We start from the raw sequence: 16,953 nt of genomic DNA, 5'->3' as shown, positions 1-16,953 counted from the left end.
GCAGTCACGGCGCGTTCGAACGATGACCGGAGACATGCGAGAATGGGCGACCGTGACCCCCGTCAGAACTCCGGACCCCGTGCGTGCCAAGGCCGACGCGGTCTGCGTCGCCGCGATCGACGCTGCTCGTGAGGCTGCGATCGACGAAGCGGGCGCCGCGCAGATCGGCGAACACCTCGGTCATCTGGTCGAGGGCGAGCGCCTCGTCACGCACTACTTCGCCTCGACCCATCCCGGCTACCGCGGCTGGCGCTGGGCGGTCACGCTGACCCGCGCCTCGCGCGCGAAGACGGTCACGGTCAACGAGGTCGTCATGCTGCCCGGCGGCGAGGCCATCGTCGCGCCCGAGTGGGTGCCGTGGTCCGAGCGTGTCCAGCCCGGCGACCTGCGCCCGGGCGACCTGTTCCCGACCCCGGCCGACGACCCGCGGCTCGAGCCCGGTTTCAACGACACCGGCGCCCCCGAGGAGACGCTCGAGATCGTCGAGGAGCTCGGCCTCGGCCGCGAGCGCGTGCTCTCGCTGTTCGGGCGGGACGAGGCCGCCGACCGCTGGGCCGCGGGCGAGTTCGGCCCGTCGTCCGCGATCGCCCAGGCCGTTCCGTACAAGTGCGTCGGCTGCGGCTACTGGATCCGCCTCGGGGACAGCCTCGGCCGTTCCTTCGGCGCCTGCGCCAACGAGATGGCCCCCGGCGAAGGCCGCGTCGTCGCCTCGGACTACGGCTGCGGCGCCCACTCGGACGCCGTCATCGACATCACCGAGCCCCCGGTCGCCGACCACGCCTTCGACACCACCGGCTACGACGCCCTCGAGCTGGCCGCCGAAGCGGACGCCGTCCAGGTCGAGGTCGAGGCCACCGACGAACCGCAGTCGGACGCCGAGCTGACGGCTGAGGCCCCGGGCGCTGCCGACGCCTGATCGCCGCGATCGGCGTACCGGCGAACGGGTAGTAGTGGGGCTGCCGGACGCCGTCGTCCGCTGCCGCACGGTCGGCGCGGGGGAGGTCTACCCGTTGGTCGGTACTGCGGCGCGGTGGGGTCAGTCGCGGACGGGGTGGCCGGCTTTGATCTTGGTCCAGCGGCGGTGGCAGTACCAGAGGCCGATCCAGCCGAGGCCGAAGCCGGCGGCGGCGACCCAGATCCACCATTCGAGGCCGTCGCGTTCGAGGGTGGAGCGGAAGATGAGCAGGACGGCGAAGGCGATGGCCCAGGCGGCGATGCCGACGATCACGGTGGGCATGCCGGACAGGTCCAGGGGTTTGACGTCGGCGTGGACCAGCTCGCCGCGGGCGAGCTGGCTGGTGGGGTCGGTGCGCTTCTTGGGCGCGGGCTGCTCCTCCGTCACGGGTCCACCATAGACGGCCCGCCCGAAAGGCTCGCGGATACTGCTCGCGACGGGGTGGCTGGACCTGAGACCATGCCGTCATGAGCTCGTCCCAGGCCACGACGGCCCGCTCCGGATCGAATCCCTTCGACTCGTTCTTCAAGATCAGTCAGCGCGGCTCCACGGTCGGCCGGGAGATTCGCGGCGGGCTGGTCACGTTCTTCACGATGGCCTACATCGTGGTGCTGAACCCGTTGATCATCGGCTCGGCCAAGGACGGCGGCGGGCAGTTCATCGGCGGCGGGCTGGATTCGGGCGCCGCGATCGCCAAGGTGGCGGTGACGACGGCGCTGGTGGCCGGGATCGTCACGATCCTGATGGGGCTGGTGGCGAACTTCCCGCTGGCGCTGGCGACCGGGCTCGGGCTGAACGCGTTCATCGCGTTCAGCGTGGCGAGCAAGATGACGTGGGCCGACGCGATGGGGCTGGTGGTGATCGAGGGCCTGATCATCCTGGTCCTGGTGCTGACCGGCTTCCGGAAAGCGGTGTTCGAGGCGGTGCCGGTGCAGCTGAAGGTGGCGATCAGCGTCGGCATCGGCCTGTTCATCGCGTTCATCGGCGTGGTGGACGCCGGTTTCGTCCGGCGGACCGACGCGCCGGGCGCGCCCCCGGTCGAACTGGGGGTCGGCGGCAACCTTCGCGGCTGGCCGGTGGTCGTGTTCGTGGTCGGCCTGATCCTGATCATCACGCTCTACGCGCGGAAGGTGAAAGGCGCGATCCTGATCGGGATCGTGGCCGCGACGATCCTCGCGATCGTGGTCGAGGCGGTCGCCAAGATCGGCGGCCGGACGCCGGAGAACCCGGGCGGCTGGGGCCTGAGCGTGCCGGCCCTGCCGGACCAGATCTTCACCACCCCGAACTTCGATCTGGTCGGCGAGTTCAACCTGTTCGGCTCGTTCGAGCGGATCGGCGTGATCTCCGCGCTGCTGCTGATCTTCACGCTGATGCTGGCCGACTTCTTCGACACGATGGGCACGATGACCGCGATCGGAGCCGAGGCGAACCTGCTGGACGCCGATGGCAACCCGCCGAACTCGCAGCGCATCCTGATCGTGGACAGCGTCGCGGCCGCGGCCGGCGGCGCCGCGTCGGTCTCGAGCAACACGTCGTACATCGAGTCCGCCTCCGGGGTCGGCGAGGGCGCGCGGACCGGCCTGGCCAGCGTGGTCACCGGTGTCTGCTTCCTGATCTCGATGGTGGTCGCGCCGCTGGTCACGCTCGTCCCGTACGAGGCCGCGACGCCCGCGCTGATCCTGGTCGGCTTCCTGATGATGACGCAGGTCAAGGGGATCGACTTCGACGATATCGAGGTCGCGTTCCCGGCCTTCCTGACGATCATCCTGATGCCGTTCACGTACTCGATCACGGCCGGGATCGGCGCCGGTTTCGTCTCGTTCGTGATCCTCAAGGCGGTCCGCGGCAAGGCCCGGCAGGTCCATCCGCTGATGTGGATCGTGTCGGCCCTGTTCGTGATCTACTTCGCGATCGGCCCGCTGTCCGACTGGCTCACCTGAGCCCGCAGCACCAGGTAGTCGGCCCGAGCCGCGAACAGTGAGCGCAGCTCGGCGCTGACGTTGTCCAGGAACTCCTCCCGGTACGACGAATCGGTCAGCAGCGCGATCGAGTAGTACAGCCCGGTGAAGTTGGCGATGCCGATGGCAACCTTCACCAGGCTGGCGCTGAGCAGCATCTCGTGGTCCAGGAACTTCACCGGCAGTGACCAGGAGCCGACCGGGATACTCCAGGACTCGTAGATCGACGCGCTGATCCCGAGCATGCCGAAGGCAACGAAGAACAGCCCGACCCCGGTACTCACCACCAGCGCCTGCACCCACTGCCGGATCACCAGGTTGACGCTCAGGTTCAGCCGCTGCACCCGGCGCAACGGCGGATCCGTCTTGACGTCGTCCTCGATCGCATCCAGCTCCTTGGGCAGCCGGACCATCAGGAACAACGTGCTGAGCAGGGTGAACGCGAGCACCGACAGCACGATGAACGCGACCGGCATCCCGGAGAAGACCTGCCACATCTCGGTGTTGATGAACAGCACCAGCGAGAAGACCAGCAGCAGCGGCAGCGCCCGGACCAGGCTGGTCAGCGAGTTGGCCAGCTCGCCGGCGATCCGGCGCAGACTCCAGTACGTCGTCGCGATCAGCCCGTAGGCCGACGACGACGTACACCGCTCCGATCAGCAACAAGTTGCCGATGGCAAACACGAAGAACTGTTTCAGCTGCCCTTCGGTGACGAGCGGCAGCAGCGCGGGCACGAACACGAAGACCGCAAGCTCGGGTAGGCCGAAGCGGGTCGGGAACGAGAAGAACGGTCGTTTGCGAACCACGTTCAGGACGCCGAACGCCGTGATCAGCACCAGGAGCGCCAGCCCGGCCGCCAGTACGTTCTGCCAGACCTTGTCCTTCAGGGACGTCGCGCCGAGCATCTCGGTCAGGAACACCAGCGTGAGCAGCGGCGCGGCCCGGTTGAAGATGTCGTGCGTCGGCGAGAAGTCCTCGATGAACAGCGGCAGCCCGGCCCGCCGGAACTGCCGCTCGTACCGCGCGAGCTCACCAGACGTCCCCATGGCACCGAACTCTAGACCACCGGGAATACCACCAGGCGGATCATCGTTTTAGTTAGCAAAGGTAATGAGTTAAGGTAAGGATATGCCGGAAGTCGTAGCACAGCAGGTGAAGAGTGACGTGGGGCTGGCGAGCGCGCTGCGGTCGTCGACGTTGCGGTTGTCCCGGCAGATCCGCCGGCAGCGCGAGCCGGGTCACGAGCTGACGGCGAACCAGCTGTCCGTGCTGGGCGCGCTGGCCAAACACGAGCTGATGACGATCGGCGAGCTCGCCGCGCACGAGCAGGTGAAACCGCCGTCGATGACGCGGATCGTGTCGATCATGGAGGAGTCCGGGCTGGTGGTCCGGCGTCCGCATCCGTCCGACAAACGCCAGATCACCGTCGAGCTGACCCCCAAGGCCGACGAGCTGATCCTCGCCAACCGCCGGCGCCGCGACGAGTGGCTGCAGACCAAGCTGAAACAACTGACTCCCGAGGAGCGTGACATCCTGCGTAAGGCGGCACCTGTTCTCGAACGGCTGGCGGCCCGATGAGCCCGACGTTCCGCGCGTTCCGCGTCCGTAACTTCCGGCTCTACGCCACGGGCGCGATCGTCTCGAACGTCGGCACCTGGATGCAGCGCGTCGCGCAGGACTGGCTGGTCCTCGAGCTCACCCACTCGGGGACGGCGCTGGGGATCGTGACCGGTCTCCAGTTCGCCCCGGCCCTCCTCCTGGGCCCGTACGCCGGGCTCGTGGCCGACCGTTTCCCGAAGCGCAAGCTGCTGATGCTCACCCAGGTCTGGATGGGCGTGGCCGCGCTACTGCTGGGGACGCTGACGGTGACCGGCCTGGTCGAGCCGTGGCATGTCTTCGCGCTCGCCTTCCTGTTCGGTATCGGTACGGCGTTCGACGCGCCGGCCCGGCAGGCGTTCGTGGTCGAGATGGTCGGCCGCGACGACCTGTCCAACGCCGTCGGGCTGAACTCGGCGTCCTTCAACGCCGCCCGCCTGATCGGCCCCGGTCTGGCCGGTCTGCTGATCCACTGGGTCGGCACCGGCCCGGTGATCATCGCGAACGGCGTCAGCTACGCCGCCGTCATCTTGTCGCTGCGGCTGATGCGGCGCTCGGAGCTGCACACCCCGAAGGTCGCGGGCCGCGAGAAGGGCATGATCCGCGACGGCATGCGCTACCTGTGGCGCCGTCCGGATCTGATGATGGTCCTGGTCACCGTCGCCTTCGCCGGGATGTTCGGCCTGAACTTCCAGCTGACGTCGGCGCTGATGGCGACCGAGGTCTTCCACAAGGGCGCTGGCGAGTTCGGCATCCTGGGCTCGATCCTCGCGATCGGCTCGCTGTCCGGCGCGCTGCTGGCCGCCCGCCGGGTGCGGATCCGGGCCCGGCTGGTGATCGGCGCCGCGATCGCGTTCGGCCTGCTCGAGGTGGTCAGCGCGGTGATGCCGTCGTACCTGACGTTCGCCGTCGTGCTCCCGCTGATCGGGCTGGCCTCGCTGACCATGCTGACCGCGGCCAACGCGACCATGCAGCTCAGCATCGAGCCGACCATGCGCGGCCGGGTGATGGCCCTCTACATGACCGTCCTGATGGGCGGGACGACGATCGGCTCGCCGCTGATCGGCTTCGTCGGCCAGGAGCTCGGCGCCCGCTACTCGCTGATCGTCGGCGGCGGCCTGACCGCCCTCGGCGCCATCGGCTCGGTCCTCTACTTCTCCCGCCGCCGCGGCCTGACGATCCGGCCGCGGCTGCTGCCCCGCCCGCGGTTGGACATCCTCCCGCAGTCCGAGCTGCTGGCGGAGAAGGCCATCGTCGAGACCGGTCCGGTGAAGGATCCCCGAGTCGCCTGATCTGGTGATCTGTCGGAAGTTCACCAGATCCATGGCCAGATAGGCGGAACCTTTCTAAGCTGTGCGCCACCTGGGTAGCCGCCCCGCCCAGCCAGGAGGGAGCACGCGGAATGACGCGCGCCTTCTGGCTTCTGCTGAGCGGTTACACCGCGTCGTCGTACGGCAACTATCTGAACCTGGTCGCGCTCGGCCTGTTCAGCTTCCACTGGTCGCAGAGCACCTGGGTCACCGGTGCGGTGATGGCGATCCGGCTCGGCTCCGGGTTCCTGGCCGGGCTGGTGGCCGGCCGCGTCCTGCTCCGGCTGCCGCGCCGGCCGCTGCTGGTCGGGCTCGACCTGATGCAGGCGGCCGCGATGCTCGTGCTGATCGTGGCGCCGAGCCTGGTCACGCTGGTCGTGGTAGCCCTCGTCCTCGGCTTCGGCAACACCACCTTCGTCGTGGCGCTGCGCAGCGCGATCCCGGAGCTGGTCGGGGCTGACCAACGGGCCCGGGCCAACGGGCGGGTGGTGACCGGCCGATCGTTGGCCAGCGTGTTCGGATTCGGTACGGCGGCGCTCGTGATCGACCTCGGCGGCTACGACCTCGCCTTCGCCGTGAACGCGGCGTCCTTCCTGATCTCGGCGGCGCTCCAGGCCTTCGTGGTCTGGCCGAACCGAACCACTGGACGGACGCCGGAACGCGAACCCACCCAGGACCGGCGCCGGCCGTGGCAGTTCCTGCCGGGGCTGATCGTCGCGATGATCGCCGTCCGCGGCATCGACGCGCTCGCCTCGGCCGGGCACAACGTCGCGCTCCCGCTCTACGCCACCCTGACCGCGCCGGACAACCCGGCCGCGGTCAGTGCGCAGTTCTTCACCGCCTGGGCGATCGGCAGCGTGAGCGCCCATCAGCTGGTCAGCAGGGTCCTGAAGCGGCTCGACCACCGCGCGTTCGCCGTCGCGACCTGCGCGATGTCGGTGTGTTTCGTGCTCGCCTTCACCGGGTTGCCCGCGGCGGGCCTGATCGCGGTCGCGTTCCTGGCCGGGGTCGCCGACGGGGTGAGCGAGATCGGCTACCTGTCCACCTTGCAGGCCCGGCCCGAGGAAGAGCGGACGCGCGTCTTCGGGCTGTCCGCGAGCGTGGAGAACTCGGCGTTCGCGGGCGGGATGCTGCTCGCCGGCGGTCTGCTCGACGTCCTGCCGGTGCTGCCGGTCGTCGCCGGTCTGCACGGGATCGCGGTGACCGGCGTCCTGATCTTTCTGCTCTTGTCGAGTGGGTTGTTCCCGAGGAGGCATCATGGCGAACTCGTCGATCGTGCACGGCCCGCGGCTGGCGCCGACCGGGGCTGATCCGGCTGACGCGGTCCAAGCGCTGCTCCGGGCCGCCGCCGAGTTCCCGACCGCCGGCGTGCGGACGCCGTCCGGGCTCCTGACCTATCCGGAGCTGCTCGGCCGGGCGCGCCGGATGCTGACCGGGCTGCGGGCACGCGGCGCGACGCCCGGAGCCGTGGTGATCCTGCACGGGCTCGCGGCTGAGGACTTCTTCGCCGCGTTCTGGGCCTGCATCCTCGGCGGACTGCGGCCCGCGCCGATCAGCGACCCGACGGCGCTCGAACGCCTCCGGCACACCTGGGAGCTGCTCGACGAGCCGCTGATCCTGGCCGATCGCGAGCTCCCGCTGCCCGCGGTCGCCGTCCAGGAGTTCGCCGGGCTGGAGCCGGCCGGCGAGCTGCACGAGCCGGCGCCGGACGACGTCGCCGTGTTGGTCCTGTCGTCAGGCAGCACCGGCGCGCCGAAGGCGGCCGCGCTCACGCACCAGGCGCTCGCCGAGTTCGCGCTCGGGACCCGGCTGCTGCTCGACCTGCAGCCCGGTGAGTCCATGCTCAACTGGCTGCCGTTGGATCACAGTGCCGCGTTGCTGCTGTACCACGTCCTGCCGGTGTTCGCCGGGGCCACCGGGGTGCATTTGCCGGCGGCCGACGTCCTCGCGAATCCCCTGCTCTGGTTGGAAAAAGTAGCTGAGTGTCAGGTGGAGCACACCTGGGCGCCGACCTTCGGGCTGCAACTTCTCACCGATGCGTTGCCGGCCGGGAAGACCTTCGATCTGAGCGGTGTCCGGTCGTTCGTCAGCGGTGGCGAGCAGATCGTGCTGCCGGTCGTCGAGCGGTTCTTGGCGGCGACCGGGGTGGCGCGGTCCAGTTTCCGGCCGGCTTGGGGGATGGCGGAGACGACGACGGGTATCACCTTCGGCCGATTGACCGATCCCGGCTGTGTGGTCCGGGTGCGGAAGTCGCCGCTGGAGCTCGCTGGTCCCGAGGTGCCTGAGCCGGAGTGCACGACGTACGTCGCGGTTGGCGTACCGGCCGCGGGGGTTTCGATCCGGGTGGTCGATGCGGACGACGACGTCCTGCCGGAGCTGCGGATCGGACGGCTGCAGGTGCGGTCCAACCGCGTCACCACGGGCTACGAGAACAACCCGGCGGCGACGGCGTCCGCCTTGCCGGACGGCGAATGGCTGCGGACCGGTGACTTGGCCTTCGTCGCGGCCGGGCAGTTGGTGATCACCGGCCGCGAGAGCGACACCGTGGTGGTCAACGGGAACACGCTGTTCTGCCACGAGATCGAGGGCGTCGCCGCGGCCGCCGCAGGGCTCAGGCTGAATGCGGTAGCGGCCGTTGGAGTGCCGAACGCGGCGACCGGGACCGAGGATCTGGTGATCTTCGTCGAGGCGGGTGCCGCGGTGAGTTCTGCGGTCAAGGCGGCGGTCTTCGAGCGACTTCGGCTGACGGCGGACGTCGTCCCCGCCGGGGAGTTGCCGCGGACGACGAGCGGCAAGGTCCGTCGCAACGAACTGCGGGATCGGTACGTCGATCGGCGTCCGGCGTCAGCTCGTGAGGTGACAGCCGAGGTCAGCCGGTTGCTGACGGAGCTGGCGGGTCGGCCGGTGGCTCCGGAGACGCCGTTCTACGAGCTGGGGCTGACATCGGTTCAGCTGATGCGGCTGCGGGCGATGCTGGCCGAGAGCTTCGGGATCGAGGTACCTGCGACGGTCCCGTTCGAGTACCCGACGGCGGTTGCCCTGGCCGGCTGGCTGACCGGTGCCGAACCGCTTGCGGTGCAGGGTGCGAGCGAGGCAGCGGCGACGGATCGGCGGGTCGCGATCGTCGGCATGGCGGCGCGTTTCCCGGGCGCGCGGACGGTCGGTGAGTTCTGGACCAATCTGTGCGGGGGAGTGGACAGCGTCTCCGTCGCCGAAAGCGCGGACGGTTGGGTGCGCGCGGGCGGAGTGCTCGATGACGCGGAGGGGTTCGACCCGGAGTACTTCGGGCTGTCGCCGAAGGAGGCTGCGCTGACCGACCCGGCCCATCGCCAGTTCCTGGAGGTCGCCTACGAGGCCTTGGAGCATGGGGGATACGCCGACTCGGCCGGGCAGCGGATCGGCGTATACGCCGGATCGGGGATGAACCTCTACGGACACCAGGATCGGCTCAACCCGCCGGACGGCGACCAGCCCAGCGACGTCCCCACCGCGATGCAGGCGACGATCGGCGGTACGGCGGATTTCCTCGCCAGCCGGGTCGCGTACCGGCTCGGGCTGACCGGGCCGGCGATCGGCGTCCAGACCGCGTGCTCGACCTCGCTGGTCGCGGTCCATCTCGCGGTGCAGGCCTTGCTGACATCCGACACGGATCTCGCGCTGGCGGGCGCGGCGGCGATCCGGTTGCCACAGGATGCGGGGTACCGGTACGTGCCCGGCTCGATCTTGTCGCAGAGCGGGCGCTGCCGGCCGTTCGACGCGGAGGCTGACGGCACGGTCGGTGGGAACGGCGTCGCCGCGGTGTTGCTGAAGCGGCTGGACCGTGCGATCGCCGACGGCGACACGATCCACGGCGTGATTCTCGGCAGCGCGGTGAACAACGACGGCGCCGGCAAGGTCGGGTTCACCGCGCCGAGCGTGCCGGGGCAGGTCGAGGTCGTCCGCCGGGCGCTCGACCGGGCCGGCGTCGGCCCCGAGGCGATCTCGTACGTCGAAGCCCACGGGACCGGGACGGCGCTCGGCGACCCGATCGAGGTCGCGGCGCTGACCCAGGTGTTCGGCTCGTCGGGGAACCGGCCGGCCCGGTGTGGACTTGGATCGGTGAAGGCGAATGTCGGGCATCTGGATTCGTGCGCGGGGATGGCCGGCCTGCTCAAGACCGTCCTGATGCTGCGGCACGGCCGGTTGGTCCCGACGATCAATCTCCACCGGCCGCATCCCGAGCTGCGGATCGAGAGCAGTCCGTTCGAGCTGGTCGCCGAGACGCGCGACTGGCCCGCGGGGGACGGGCCGCGCCGCGCCGGGGTCACCGCACTCGGCGTCGGCGGGACCAACGCGCACATCGTCCTCGAAGAACCGCCGGCGGTTCGCGAGCACCGCGCGAGCGAGCCGGTGGTCGTGCCGGTGTCGGCGACCTCGACGACCGCGCTGGCGAAGCTGGTCGACTCATTGCGGGAGCAGCTGACGGCGACGCCGGAGCTGGCCGCAGCGGACGTCGCGACCACCCTCGCACTCGGCCGTCGGCACCATCAGCATCGGATCGCCGTCGTCGGCGCTGATGCGGGTTCGCTCGCCGCCGCGCTCAGCCGGGCGACGGTCGCGGAGCCCGGTACGCCGGGCCCGTTGGCGTTTGCGTACTCGGGCCAGGGGGCGTCGTACGCGGGGATGTCCGGTTGGCTCGCCGGCCGGTTCGAGGCTGCGCGAGCGGTGTTCGACGAGGTGTCAGAGGTGCTGGGGGACGACGTCCTCAGCAGCGAACGCGACGAACTCGCCCAGGTCGCGCTGTTCGCGCATCAAGTGGCCTGGACGGAGGTCTGGCGAGCGCTCGGCGTCGTCCCTGAGGCGGTCATCGGGCACAGCGCCGGTGAGTACGCCGCGCTGTACGCGGCGGGCGGCCTGTCGCTCGCCGACGGGGTGCGGCTGATGGCTCGCCGCGGTGAGCTGATGTGGACGCGGATGCGGCCTGGCGCGATGGTCGCGGTCGCCGTGGACCACTCGACCGGTGCGCAGCTCGCGGCCGAATGCGGTCTGGAAGTTGCCGCGGTCAACGGCCGGGACCGGCTGGTGCTCTCCGGCCCGGAAGAGGTGATGTCCGCCGCGACCGAGCTCCTCGACCGCAGCGGCGTCCCCTGGCGTCGCCTTCCCGTCACCCGTGCGTTCCACTCCGCTCTGGTCGACCCGCTCCTCGACGACCTCCGAGCCGCCGCCGACCGGGTCGTCTTCCAGCCCCTCGCCATCCCCTTCATCAGCAGCCTGGACGGCGTCCGCCGGACCCACCTCACCAGCAGCTACGTCGTCGACCAGGCACGTCGACCAGTCCGTTTCGAGCTCGCCGCTGCGGCCGCAGTCCAGGACGGCGTCACCCGCTTCCTGGAGCTGGGCCCCGACGCGACCCTCACCCCGCTGGGCCCCCGAGCCGCCCCCAACACCACCTGGCTCGCCAGCCAGCGCCCCAACTCCCCAACCCACTTCCCCGAAACGCTGGCCGCCCTCTACCGCGCCGGCACGCCCCTCACCTGGCAACCCCTGGCTACAGGCCGCCGAATCCCCCTCCCCGGCCACCCCTTGGCCCGCCCCACCCAGAGTCCTGCCCCGACGGCGAGTGCCCTGCCAACCGCTCCGGTGGCGAGTGACGTGCTTGGGCAGCTTCGGGAGTTGCTTGCTCCGGTTCTCGGGGTGCAGCCGGCGCAGATCCAGCCGGATGTCTCGTTCCTCAGCATGGGCGCGGACTCCCTCTCGCTGATGCGCCTGGTCGGCGACCTCACTGACACCTTCGGTGCGACCGTCCCGCTCCGTTCGCTCTTCGGTGACGTCGACACGCTCACCAAACTCGCCGCACACCTCAGCCTCGGTGGCACACCAACCCAGTTGGCAGCGCCCACCCAGCAGAGCCCGCAGCCGCCGTCCGCCGAGCGACCGCGGCAACCGCAGCCGCAGGCCAGCCGGCAGACCAGGTGTGACTTCAGCGTGTACTTTTTCGGGGACTACCCCGACTCGGCCGCACAGGACAAGTACGGCCTCATCCTCAACGCCACCGAGTTCGCCGACCGAAATGGGTTTCACTCGGTCTGGCTGCCGGAGCGGCACTTCCACTCGTTCGGCGCCCTGTTCCCGAACCCGTCCGTGCTCGCCGCCGCTCTGGCCACCCGGACGAGCCAGATCCGGCTGAACGCGGGGTCCGTCGTCCTCCCGCTGCACCACCCGATCCGTGTGGCCGAAGAGTGGTCGGTCGTCGACAACCTGTCCGGTGGCCGGGTCGGGCTGTGCGTGGCGAGCGGCTGGCATGCGCGCGACTTCGCCCTCGCACCCGATGCCTATGGCAACCATCGGGCCGAGATGTACGACCGGCTCGACACCGTCCGCCGGTTGTGGGCCGGTGAGACGATCACCGCGCCGGCCGGTGACGGTCAACCCACTGAGCTCCAGCTCTACCCCCGGCCGCTCCAGGACGAGCCGCCGCTGTTCACCGCCGTCGTCGGCAACCCGCAGTCCTACGAGCTGGCGGCCCGCAACGGTCTCGGCATCGTCACCAACCTGATGGCGCAGTCCGTCGAGGACCTCGCCGCGAATATCGCCCGGTACCGCGCGACCCGCGCCGAGCACGGTCTCGACCCGGCCGCCGGTCGTGTCGTCGTCCTGCTGCACACCTACCTCGGCGACGACCTGGAGGTGGTCCGAACGGCGGCGTACCAGCCGTTCTGCGACTATCTCCGCTCCTCGCTGTCCCTGTTCGGCCAGGTCACCAACAGCCTGGGCTTCCAGATCGATCTGGAGAAGACCGCGCCGGACGACGTCGCGTTCCTGCTCGGCCAGGCCTATCAGCGGTACTGCGCGTCCCGCGCCCTGATCGGTACGCCGGACAGCTGCCGCCCGATCGTCGACCAGCTGATCGCGATCGGCGTGGACGAGGTCGCCTGCTTCGTCGACTTCGGCCTCGCCCCCGAGGACGTCATGTCCAGCCTGTCCATCGTCGACGGACTTCGCGCCGAGTACGCCGAAGATCCAGTTGACCGCGGCCGCGCGCTCACTCCGCCCGAGCGCCGGATCTGGTTCCTGGAACAGCTCGACCCCGGTGCGAACACGTACCACGAACCGAAAGCCATCGAACTCCGCGGCCCCTTGGACCCAACGGCTCTTCGCGGCGCGCTGCAACGGGTCGTCGACCGCCACCCGGCCCTCCGCACCGAGTTCGGCGAGGTGGACGGCGAGCCGCGTGCCTGGGTCCGGCCGGCCGCACACCTCGACTGTCCGTTGGTAGATGCCAAGGGCAACGACTTGTACGACGTCCGCCTCGGTGAGCTCGATCTCGGCACCGCGCCACTCGTCCGGGCCCAGCTCATCCGCCACGCCGAGGACCACCACGTGCTGTTGCTCGTCGGCCACCACATCATCTGGGACGCCGCCTCGACCGCAGCCGTCGTCCGCGATCTCGGCGCCTACTACCAGGCCTGGCCCGCCGACCCTGGCCTACCGCCCGCCACCGATGGACTCCACCCCCGCACCGCCGAACCGGCCGATCCGGATTTCTGGCTGACCGAGTTGACCGGCGCTCCCGAGCTCCGCCTGCCCACCGACCGGCCACGGTCGCAGAGTGCGGCCGGTCGCTCGCTGACCCGGCTGCTGAACAGCGAGCTCAGCACCCGAGTGCACGCCCTCGCTGCGGGCGAGCGGGTCACTGTGTTCAGCGTCCTGCTCGCCGGTCTCGGCACCGTGCTCTCTCGATTCAGCGGGCAACGTGACTTCGTGATCGGCACCGGAGTCTCCGGCCGGGACCGCGCGGCAGCGGACGCCGTCGGCATGTTCATCGACACCCTTCCGCTGCGCCTCCGCCTCCCCGAAGGCGCCGGCCTCACCGACCTGGCCCGATCGTTCGGCCTTGCCCTGATGGATGCCGTCGATCACCGCGACGTGCCGTTCGAGCAGATCGTCGCCGAGCTCAACCCGGAGCGCTCGGCCGGGCGCAATCCGTTGTTCGGCGTCATGGTCGAGTTCGAGCGCGGGACGAGCGAGGTCACGTTCGCGCCGGAGATTTCGGCTGCCCTGCTGGATCTGCCGAGCGAGCGAGCACCGATGGATCTGTTGCTCTACTTGACCGCGGGCCTGGCCGGGATCGAATGCGTCGTCGAGTACGACACGAACCTGTTCGACGAGAGCACCGTCGTCCGGCTGCTGGACTATCTCGAGCTGACCCTCGACAGCGCGACCGGGCAACCGGCGCTGTCTGAGTCGGACGAAAAACTCCTGCCTACGCTGGAGGGCGAGTCGGGCGCGGCACCGGAGTACTGCCTGCATGAGCTGTTCGAGCAGCAGGTCGCGCTGCACCCGCAAGCGATCGCCCTTTCCGGCGACTTCGGTGCGCTGACGTACGCCGAACTCGACCAGCGCGCGAACGACGTCGCCGCCGCTTTGCTTGGGATGGGAGCTCGCCCGGGCGAGCTGATTGCCTGCTGCCTGCCGCGCGGCATCGAGCAAATCGCCGTCCTGCTCGGCGTCCTCAAGTCCGGGGCCGCCTATCTGCCGCTGGACCCGGAGGCGCCCATTGAGCGATTGCGTTTCCTGCTGGACGACGCGCGTCCAGTCGCTCGGGTGACCTGCGCGGGTATGCCGGAGCTGGACGGCGGGCCGACGCTACGCCTCGAAGATCTCGTCCCCGGCGAACCGGCGCCGACGAAGGTGACGCCTGGCGATCTCGCCTACGTCATGTACACCTCCGGGTCGACCGGTACGCCTAAGGGAGTGCTGGTCCCGCACCGCGGGCCGGTGAATCATGTGCTGGCCTACCGGGCCACCCATCCGGCGACCAGCGCGCTGCAGTGGGTCGCGCCGACGTTCGACGTGAGCGTGCACGAGATCTTCACGACGTTCGCCGCGGGCCAGACGCTGTTCCTGATCGAGGACGCCGCGCGGTACGACCCGGTGGAGCTCGCCGAGAAGCTTCGCCGCTACCAGGTCGAGCGGATCGCGATGCCGTTCAGCGCCGTCCAGTCGTTGCTGTCGACCCGGCCCGAGTTGCCGTCGCTGCGCGAGATCTACTCGGCCGGCGAGGCGACGACGCCCGGCGCGGCTGAGCACGAGTTCCTCGCCGCGCACCCGGACTGCGTGCTGTACAACGCGTACGGGCCGACGGAGTCGTCGATCATCGTGACCGAGTACCGGGTCGATTCGGGGGAGGGCCAGCCGCCGATCGGTCGGCCGATCGCGGGTGTTCGGGTGCGCCTGCTCGACGCGGATCGCCGTCCGGTACCGGTCGGCGCCGTCGGGGAGATCTGTGTCGAAGGGGTCTGCGTCACCGATGGGTACCTGAACCGGCCGGCCGAGACGGCGGCGTCCTTCTTCGCGCCGGGCTGGTACGCGACCGGCGACCTCGGGCGCTGGCGATCCGACGGAATGCTGGAGTTTCACGGCCGTGCCGACGAGCAGGTCCAGCTGCGCGGCATCCGGATCGAGCCCGGTGAAGTGCGCGCCGCGATCCTCGACCACCCGGAGGTGCGCGCGGCCGCGGTCGTCGTCCTCGACGGCGAGCTGGTCGGATACACGGTCGCCGACGTCGACCACGACGTCCTGACCGAGTATCTCGCGGAGCGCTTGCCGCGGTATCTGGTTCCCCGGCGCTGGGTCGCTCTGGAACATTTGCCCTTGACAACCAGCGGCAAACTCGACCGGGCAGCGCTGCCGGCCCCGACGTCCGATCGCGCGCGGGTCGCCCCGGCAACCGTGGCGGAGCAGGAGTTGCAGGCGGTCTGGTGCGAGGTACTGCAACGCGCCGATGTCGGCGTGACCGACTCCTTCTTCGAGCTGGGCGGGCACTCGTTGCTCGCCGTCCGGCTGCTGAATCGGTTGCGGGCAGCAACAAGTGTTGACCTGACGCTGTCGGAGTTCTTCCGCTCGCCGACGATCCGCGCGCTGGCCGGACCGGAGATCGCGCCGTTGACGTTCGCGCAACGGCGGGTGCTGCGACGGCATCGTGGCCGGACGGACGGCTCGATCTACAACAGCTTGGGCCGAGTCGACATCAACGGTGCTCTCGATCCGGAGCTTCTGCGGCGTGCGTTGCAGAAGCTGGTGCAGCGGCACGGCGCGCTGCGGACCAGGGTGTTCGAGGACCGGCAGGAGGTGCTGCCGACCGTGCCGGTTGAGCTACCGGTGGTGGATCTTCCGGACGACGAGGAGCAGATCCGCGAGTGGTGTCTGGCGACCGCGAAACCCGCGCTCGAGCCGGAGACGGCCCCGATCTGGCGGGCCCTGCTCGGGCGGGTCGCCGCGGACCGATGGGTCCTCGTGCTGGCCGTCCACCACATCATCTTCGACGGCTGGTCGCAGGGGCTGTTCTGGTCCGAGCTGTCGGCCTTGTATCGCGGCGAGGAGCTAGCTGCACCAGCGGCCGACTACGCGGACTACGCCCGCTGGGAACAGGAAAACCTGACTGGAACGAACCGGGCCAAACTTGAAGCGTTCTGGCGGGACGAACTAGCCGGCGCGACGCTCCGCCCGGACCTGCCGGTGGACCACCCACGCCCGCAGTTGCTGTCCGGGCGCGGCGCCAGCCACCACCTGGAGCTGCCGGCCGAGCTGACCACCGCGCTGCGATCCACAGCGGCCGCGGCTGGGACGACGCCGTACGTGCTGATCGCGACCGCCTTCGCCGAATGGCTGGGTGCGCTGTGCGGCCAACAGGACGTCGTCCTCCCGGTGTCGAGCGCTCGGCGGGGGCGAGCCGAGCACGAAGAGGTGATCGGGTACGTCGGTGAGGCCGTGCTCGTCCGGGTGCCGCTGGACGCCGACGATCTGGTCGCGGAGACGGCCAGGTCGCTCTACTCGGCTCTCGACCATGAGGCGCTGCCGTTGGCCGAGGTCGTCCGCGTCGCGCTTCCACACGAGGCTGAGTTGCCCTACCCGGCCGTCCTCTTCACGGTGATCACTGCTCCGCCGGCGACGCTCGCGCTCCCGTGGGGCGAGTTCGCCGTCCGTCCACAACCTTCCGCGGATCAGGCGCGGACCGAGCTGTACGTCGTCTTCACGCTCACTGATGCGGGGCTGACGCTGGACATCGAGTACTCGACCGACCTCTTCACGCCGGACACCGTCGCGTCGTGGGCCGCCGCGCTGACCAGGAGCCTGGACGACCGGGTGTGATGG

At 69.9% G+C, this 16,953-nt stretch carries 9 protein-coding genes; 7 read left to right on the top strand and 2 right to left on the bottom strand.

Annotated features, from left to right (window positions below; all coding sequences use genetic code 11):
• The first annotated feature begins 52 nt into the window (after positions 1–52).
• On the top strand, positions 53–916 hold the full coding sequence (locus ACZ6ZD_RS03075) for a DUF3027 domain-containing protein (RefSeq protein ID WP_465667788.1): 864 nt from the start codon (positions 53–55) through the stop codon (positions 914–916).
• 120 nt (positions 917–1,036) lie between these two features.
• Here ACZ6ZD_RS03075 and ACZ6ZD_RS03070 read toward each other — a convergent pair whose 3' ends face one another.
• Positions 1,037–1,342, bottom strand: coding sequence for a DUF2530 domain-containing protein (locus ACZ6ZD_RS03070; protein WP_465667786.1), 306 nt, complete (start codon positions 1,340–1,342; stop codon positions 1,037–1,039).
• An 80-nt stretch (positions 1,343–1,422) separates the two neighbouring features.
• Between ACZ6ZD_RS03070 and ACZ6ZD_RS03065 the strand changes: the two genes are divergently transcribed.
• Positions 1,423–2,895 carry an NCS2 family permease gene (locus ACZ6ZD_RS03065; RefSeq protein WP_465667784.1) on the top strand — a complete coding sequence of 491 codons (1,473 nt, stop codon included), beginning with the start codon at positions 1,423–1,425 and terminating at the stop codon, positions 2,893–2,895.
• Here ACZ6ZD_RS03065 and ACZ6ZD_RS03060 read toward each other — a convergent pair.
• Positions 2,856–3,362, bottom strand: coding sequence for a hypothetical protein (locus ACZ6ZD_RS03060; RefSeq protein ID WP_465667782.1), 507 nt, complete (start codon positions 3,360–3,362; stop codon positions 2,856–2,858). The genes ACZ6ZD_RS03065 and ACZ6ZD_RS03060 overlap by 40 nt on opposite strands.
• On the opposite strand from ACZ6ZD_RS03060, the gene ACZ6ZD_RS03055 reads away from it, so the two are divergent.
• The 5 genes from ACZ6ZD_RS03055 (at position 3,349) to ACZ6ZD_RS03035 (ending at position 16,950) form a co-directional block, all read left to right on the top strand.
• Complete coding sequence (locus ACZ6ZD_RS03055) at positions 3,349–3,543, top strand: hypothetical protein (protein WP_465667780.1); 195 nt, start codon at positions 3,349–3,351, stop codon at positions 3,541–3,543. The two genes, ACZ6ZD_RS03060 and ACZ6ZD_RS03055, sit on opposite strands and share 14 nt — an antisense overlap.
• A gap of 499 nt (positions 3,544–4,042) precedes the next feature.
• Positions 4,043–4,492 carry a MarR family winged helix-turn-helix transcriptional regulator gene (locus ACZ6ZD_RS03050; protein WP_465667778.1) on the top strand — a complete coding sequence of 150 codons (450 nt, stop codon included), beginning with the start codon at positions 4,043–4,045 and terminating at the stop codon, positions 4,490–4,492.
• A complete protein-coding gene (locus tag ACZ6ZD_RS03045) occupies positions 4,489–5,802 on the top strand; it encodes an MFS transporter (RefSeq protein ID WP_465667776.1) in 1,314 nt (437 codons plus the stop codon). The genes ACZ6ZD_RS03050 and ACZ6ZD_RS03045 overlap by 4 nt, the downstream gene beginning before the upstream one ends.
• A gap of 110 nt (positions 5,803–5,912) precedes the next feature.
• Complete coding sequence (locus ACZ6ZD_RS03040; RefSeq protein ID WP_465667774.1) at positions 5,913–7,130, top strand: MFS transporter; 1,218 nt, start codon at positions 5,913–5,915, stop codon at positions 7,128–7,130.
• A complete protein-coding gene (locus ACZ6ZD_RS03035; RefSeq protein ID WP_465667772.1) occupies positions 7,078–16,950 on the top strand; it encodes a MupA/Atu3671 family FMN-dependent luciferase-like monooxygenase in 9,873 nt (3,290 codons plus the stop codon). The genes ACZ6ZD_RS03040 and ACZ6ZD_RS03035 overlap by 53 nt, the downstream gene beginning before the upstream one ends.
• Positions 16,951–16,953 lie beyond the last annotated feature (3 nt).

The sequence above is a fragment of the Kribbella sp. NPDC104218 genome, assembly GCF_055584105.1.
The sequence above is the reverse complement of the archived record's forward strand: the minus strand, read 5'-3'. Positions and strand labels throughout refer to the sequence as shown.

What these genes read in the sequence shown, in the direction of transcription:
- ACZ6ZD_RS03035 (WP_465667772.1), top strand. Translation starts at nt 7,078, where the DNA reads ATGGCGAACTCGTCGATCGTGCACGGCCCGCGGCTGGCGCCGACCGGG.
- ACZ6ZD_RS03050 (WP_465667778.1), top strand. Translation starts at nt 4,043, where the DNA reads ATGCCGGAAGTCGTAGCACAGCAGGTGAAGAGTGACGTGGGGCTGGCG.
- ACZ6ZD_RS03065 (WP_465667784.1), top strand. Translation starts at nt 1,423, where the DNA reads ATGAGCTCGTCCCAGGCCACGACGGCCCGCTCCGGATCGAATCCCTTC.
- ACZ6ZD_RS03045 (WP_465667776.1), top strand. Translation starts at nt 4,489, where the DNA reads ATGAGCCCGACGTTCCGCGCGTTCCGCGTCCGTAACTTCCGGCTCTAC.
- ACZ6ZD_RS03040 (WP_465667774.1), top strand. Translation starts at nt 5,913, where the DNA reads ATGACGCGCGCCTTCTGGCTTCTGCTGAGCGGTTACACCGCGTCGTCG.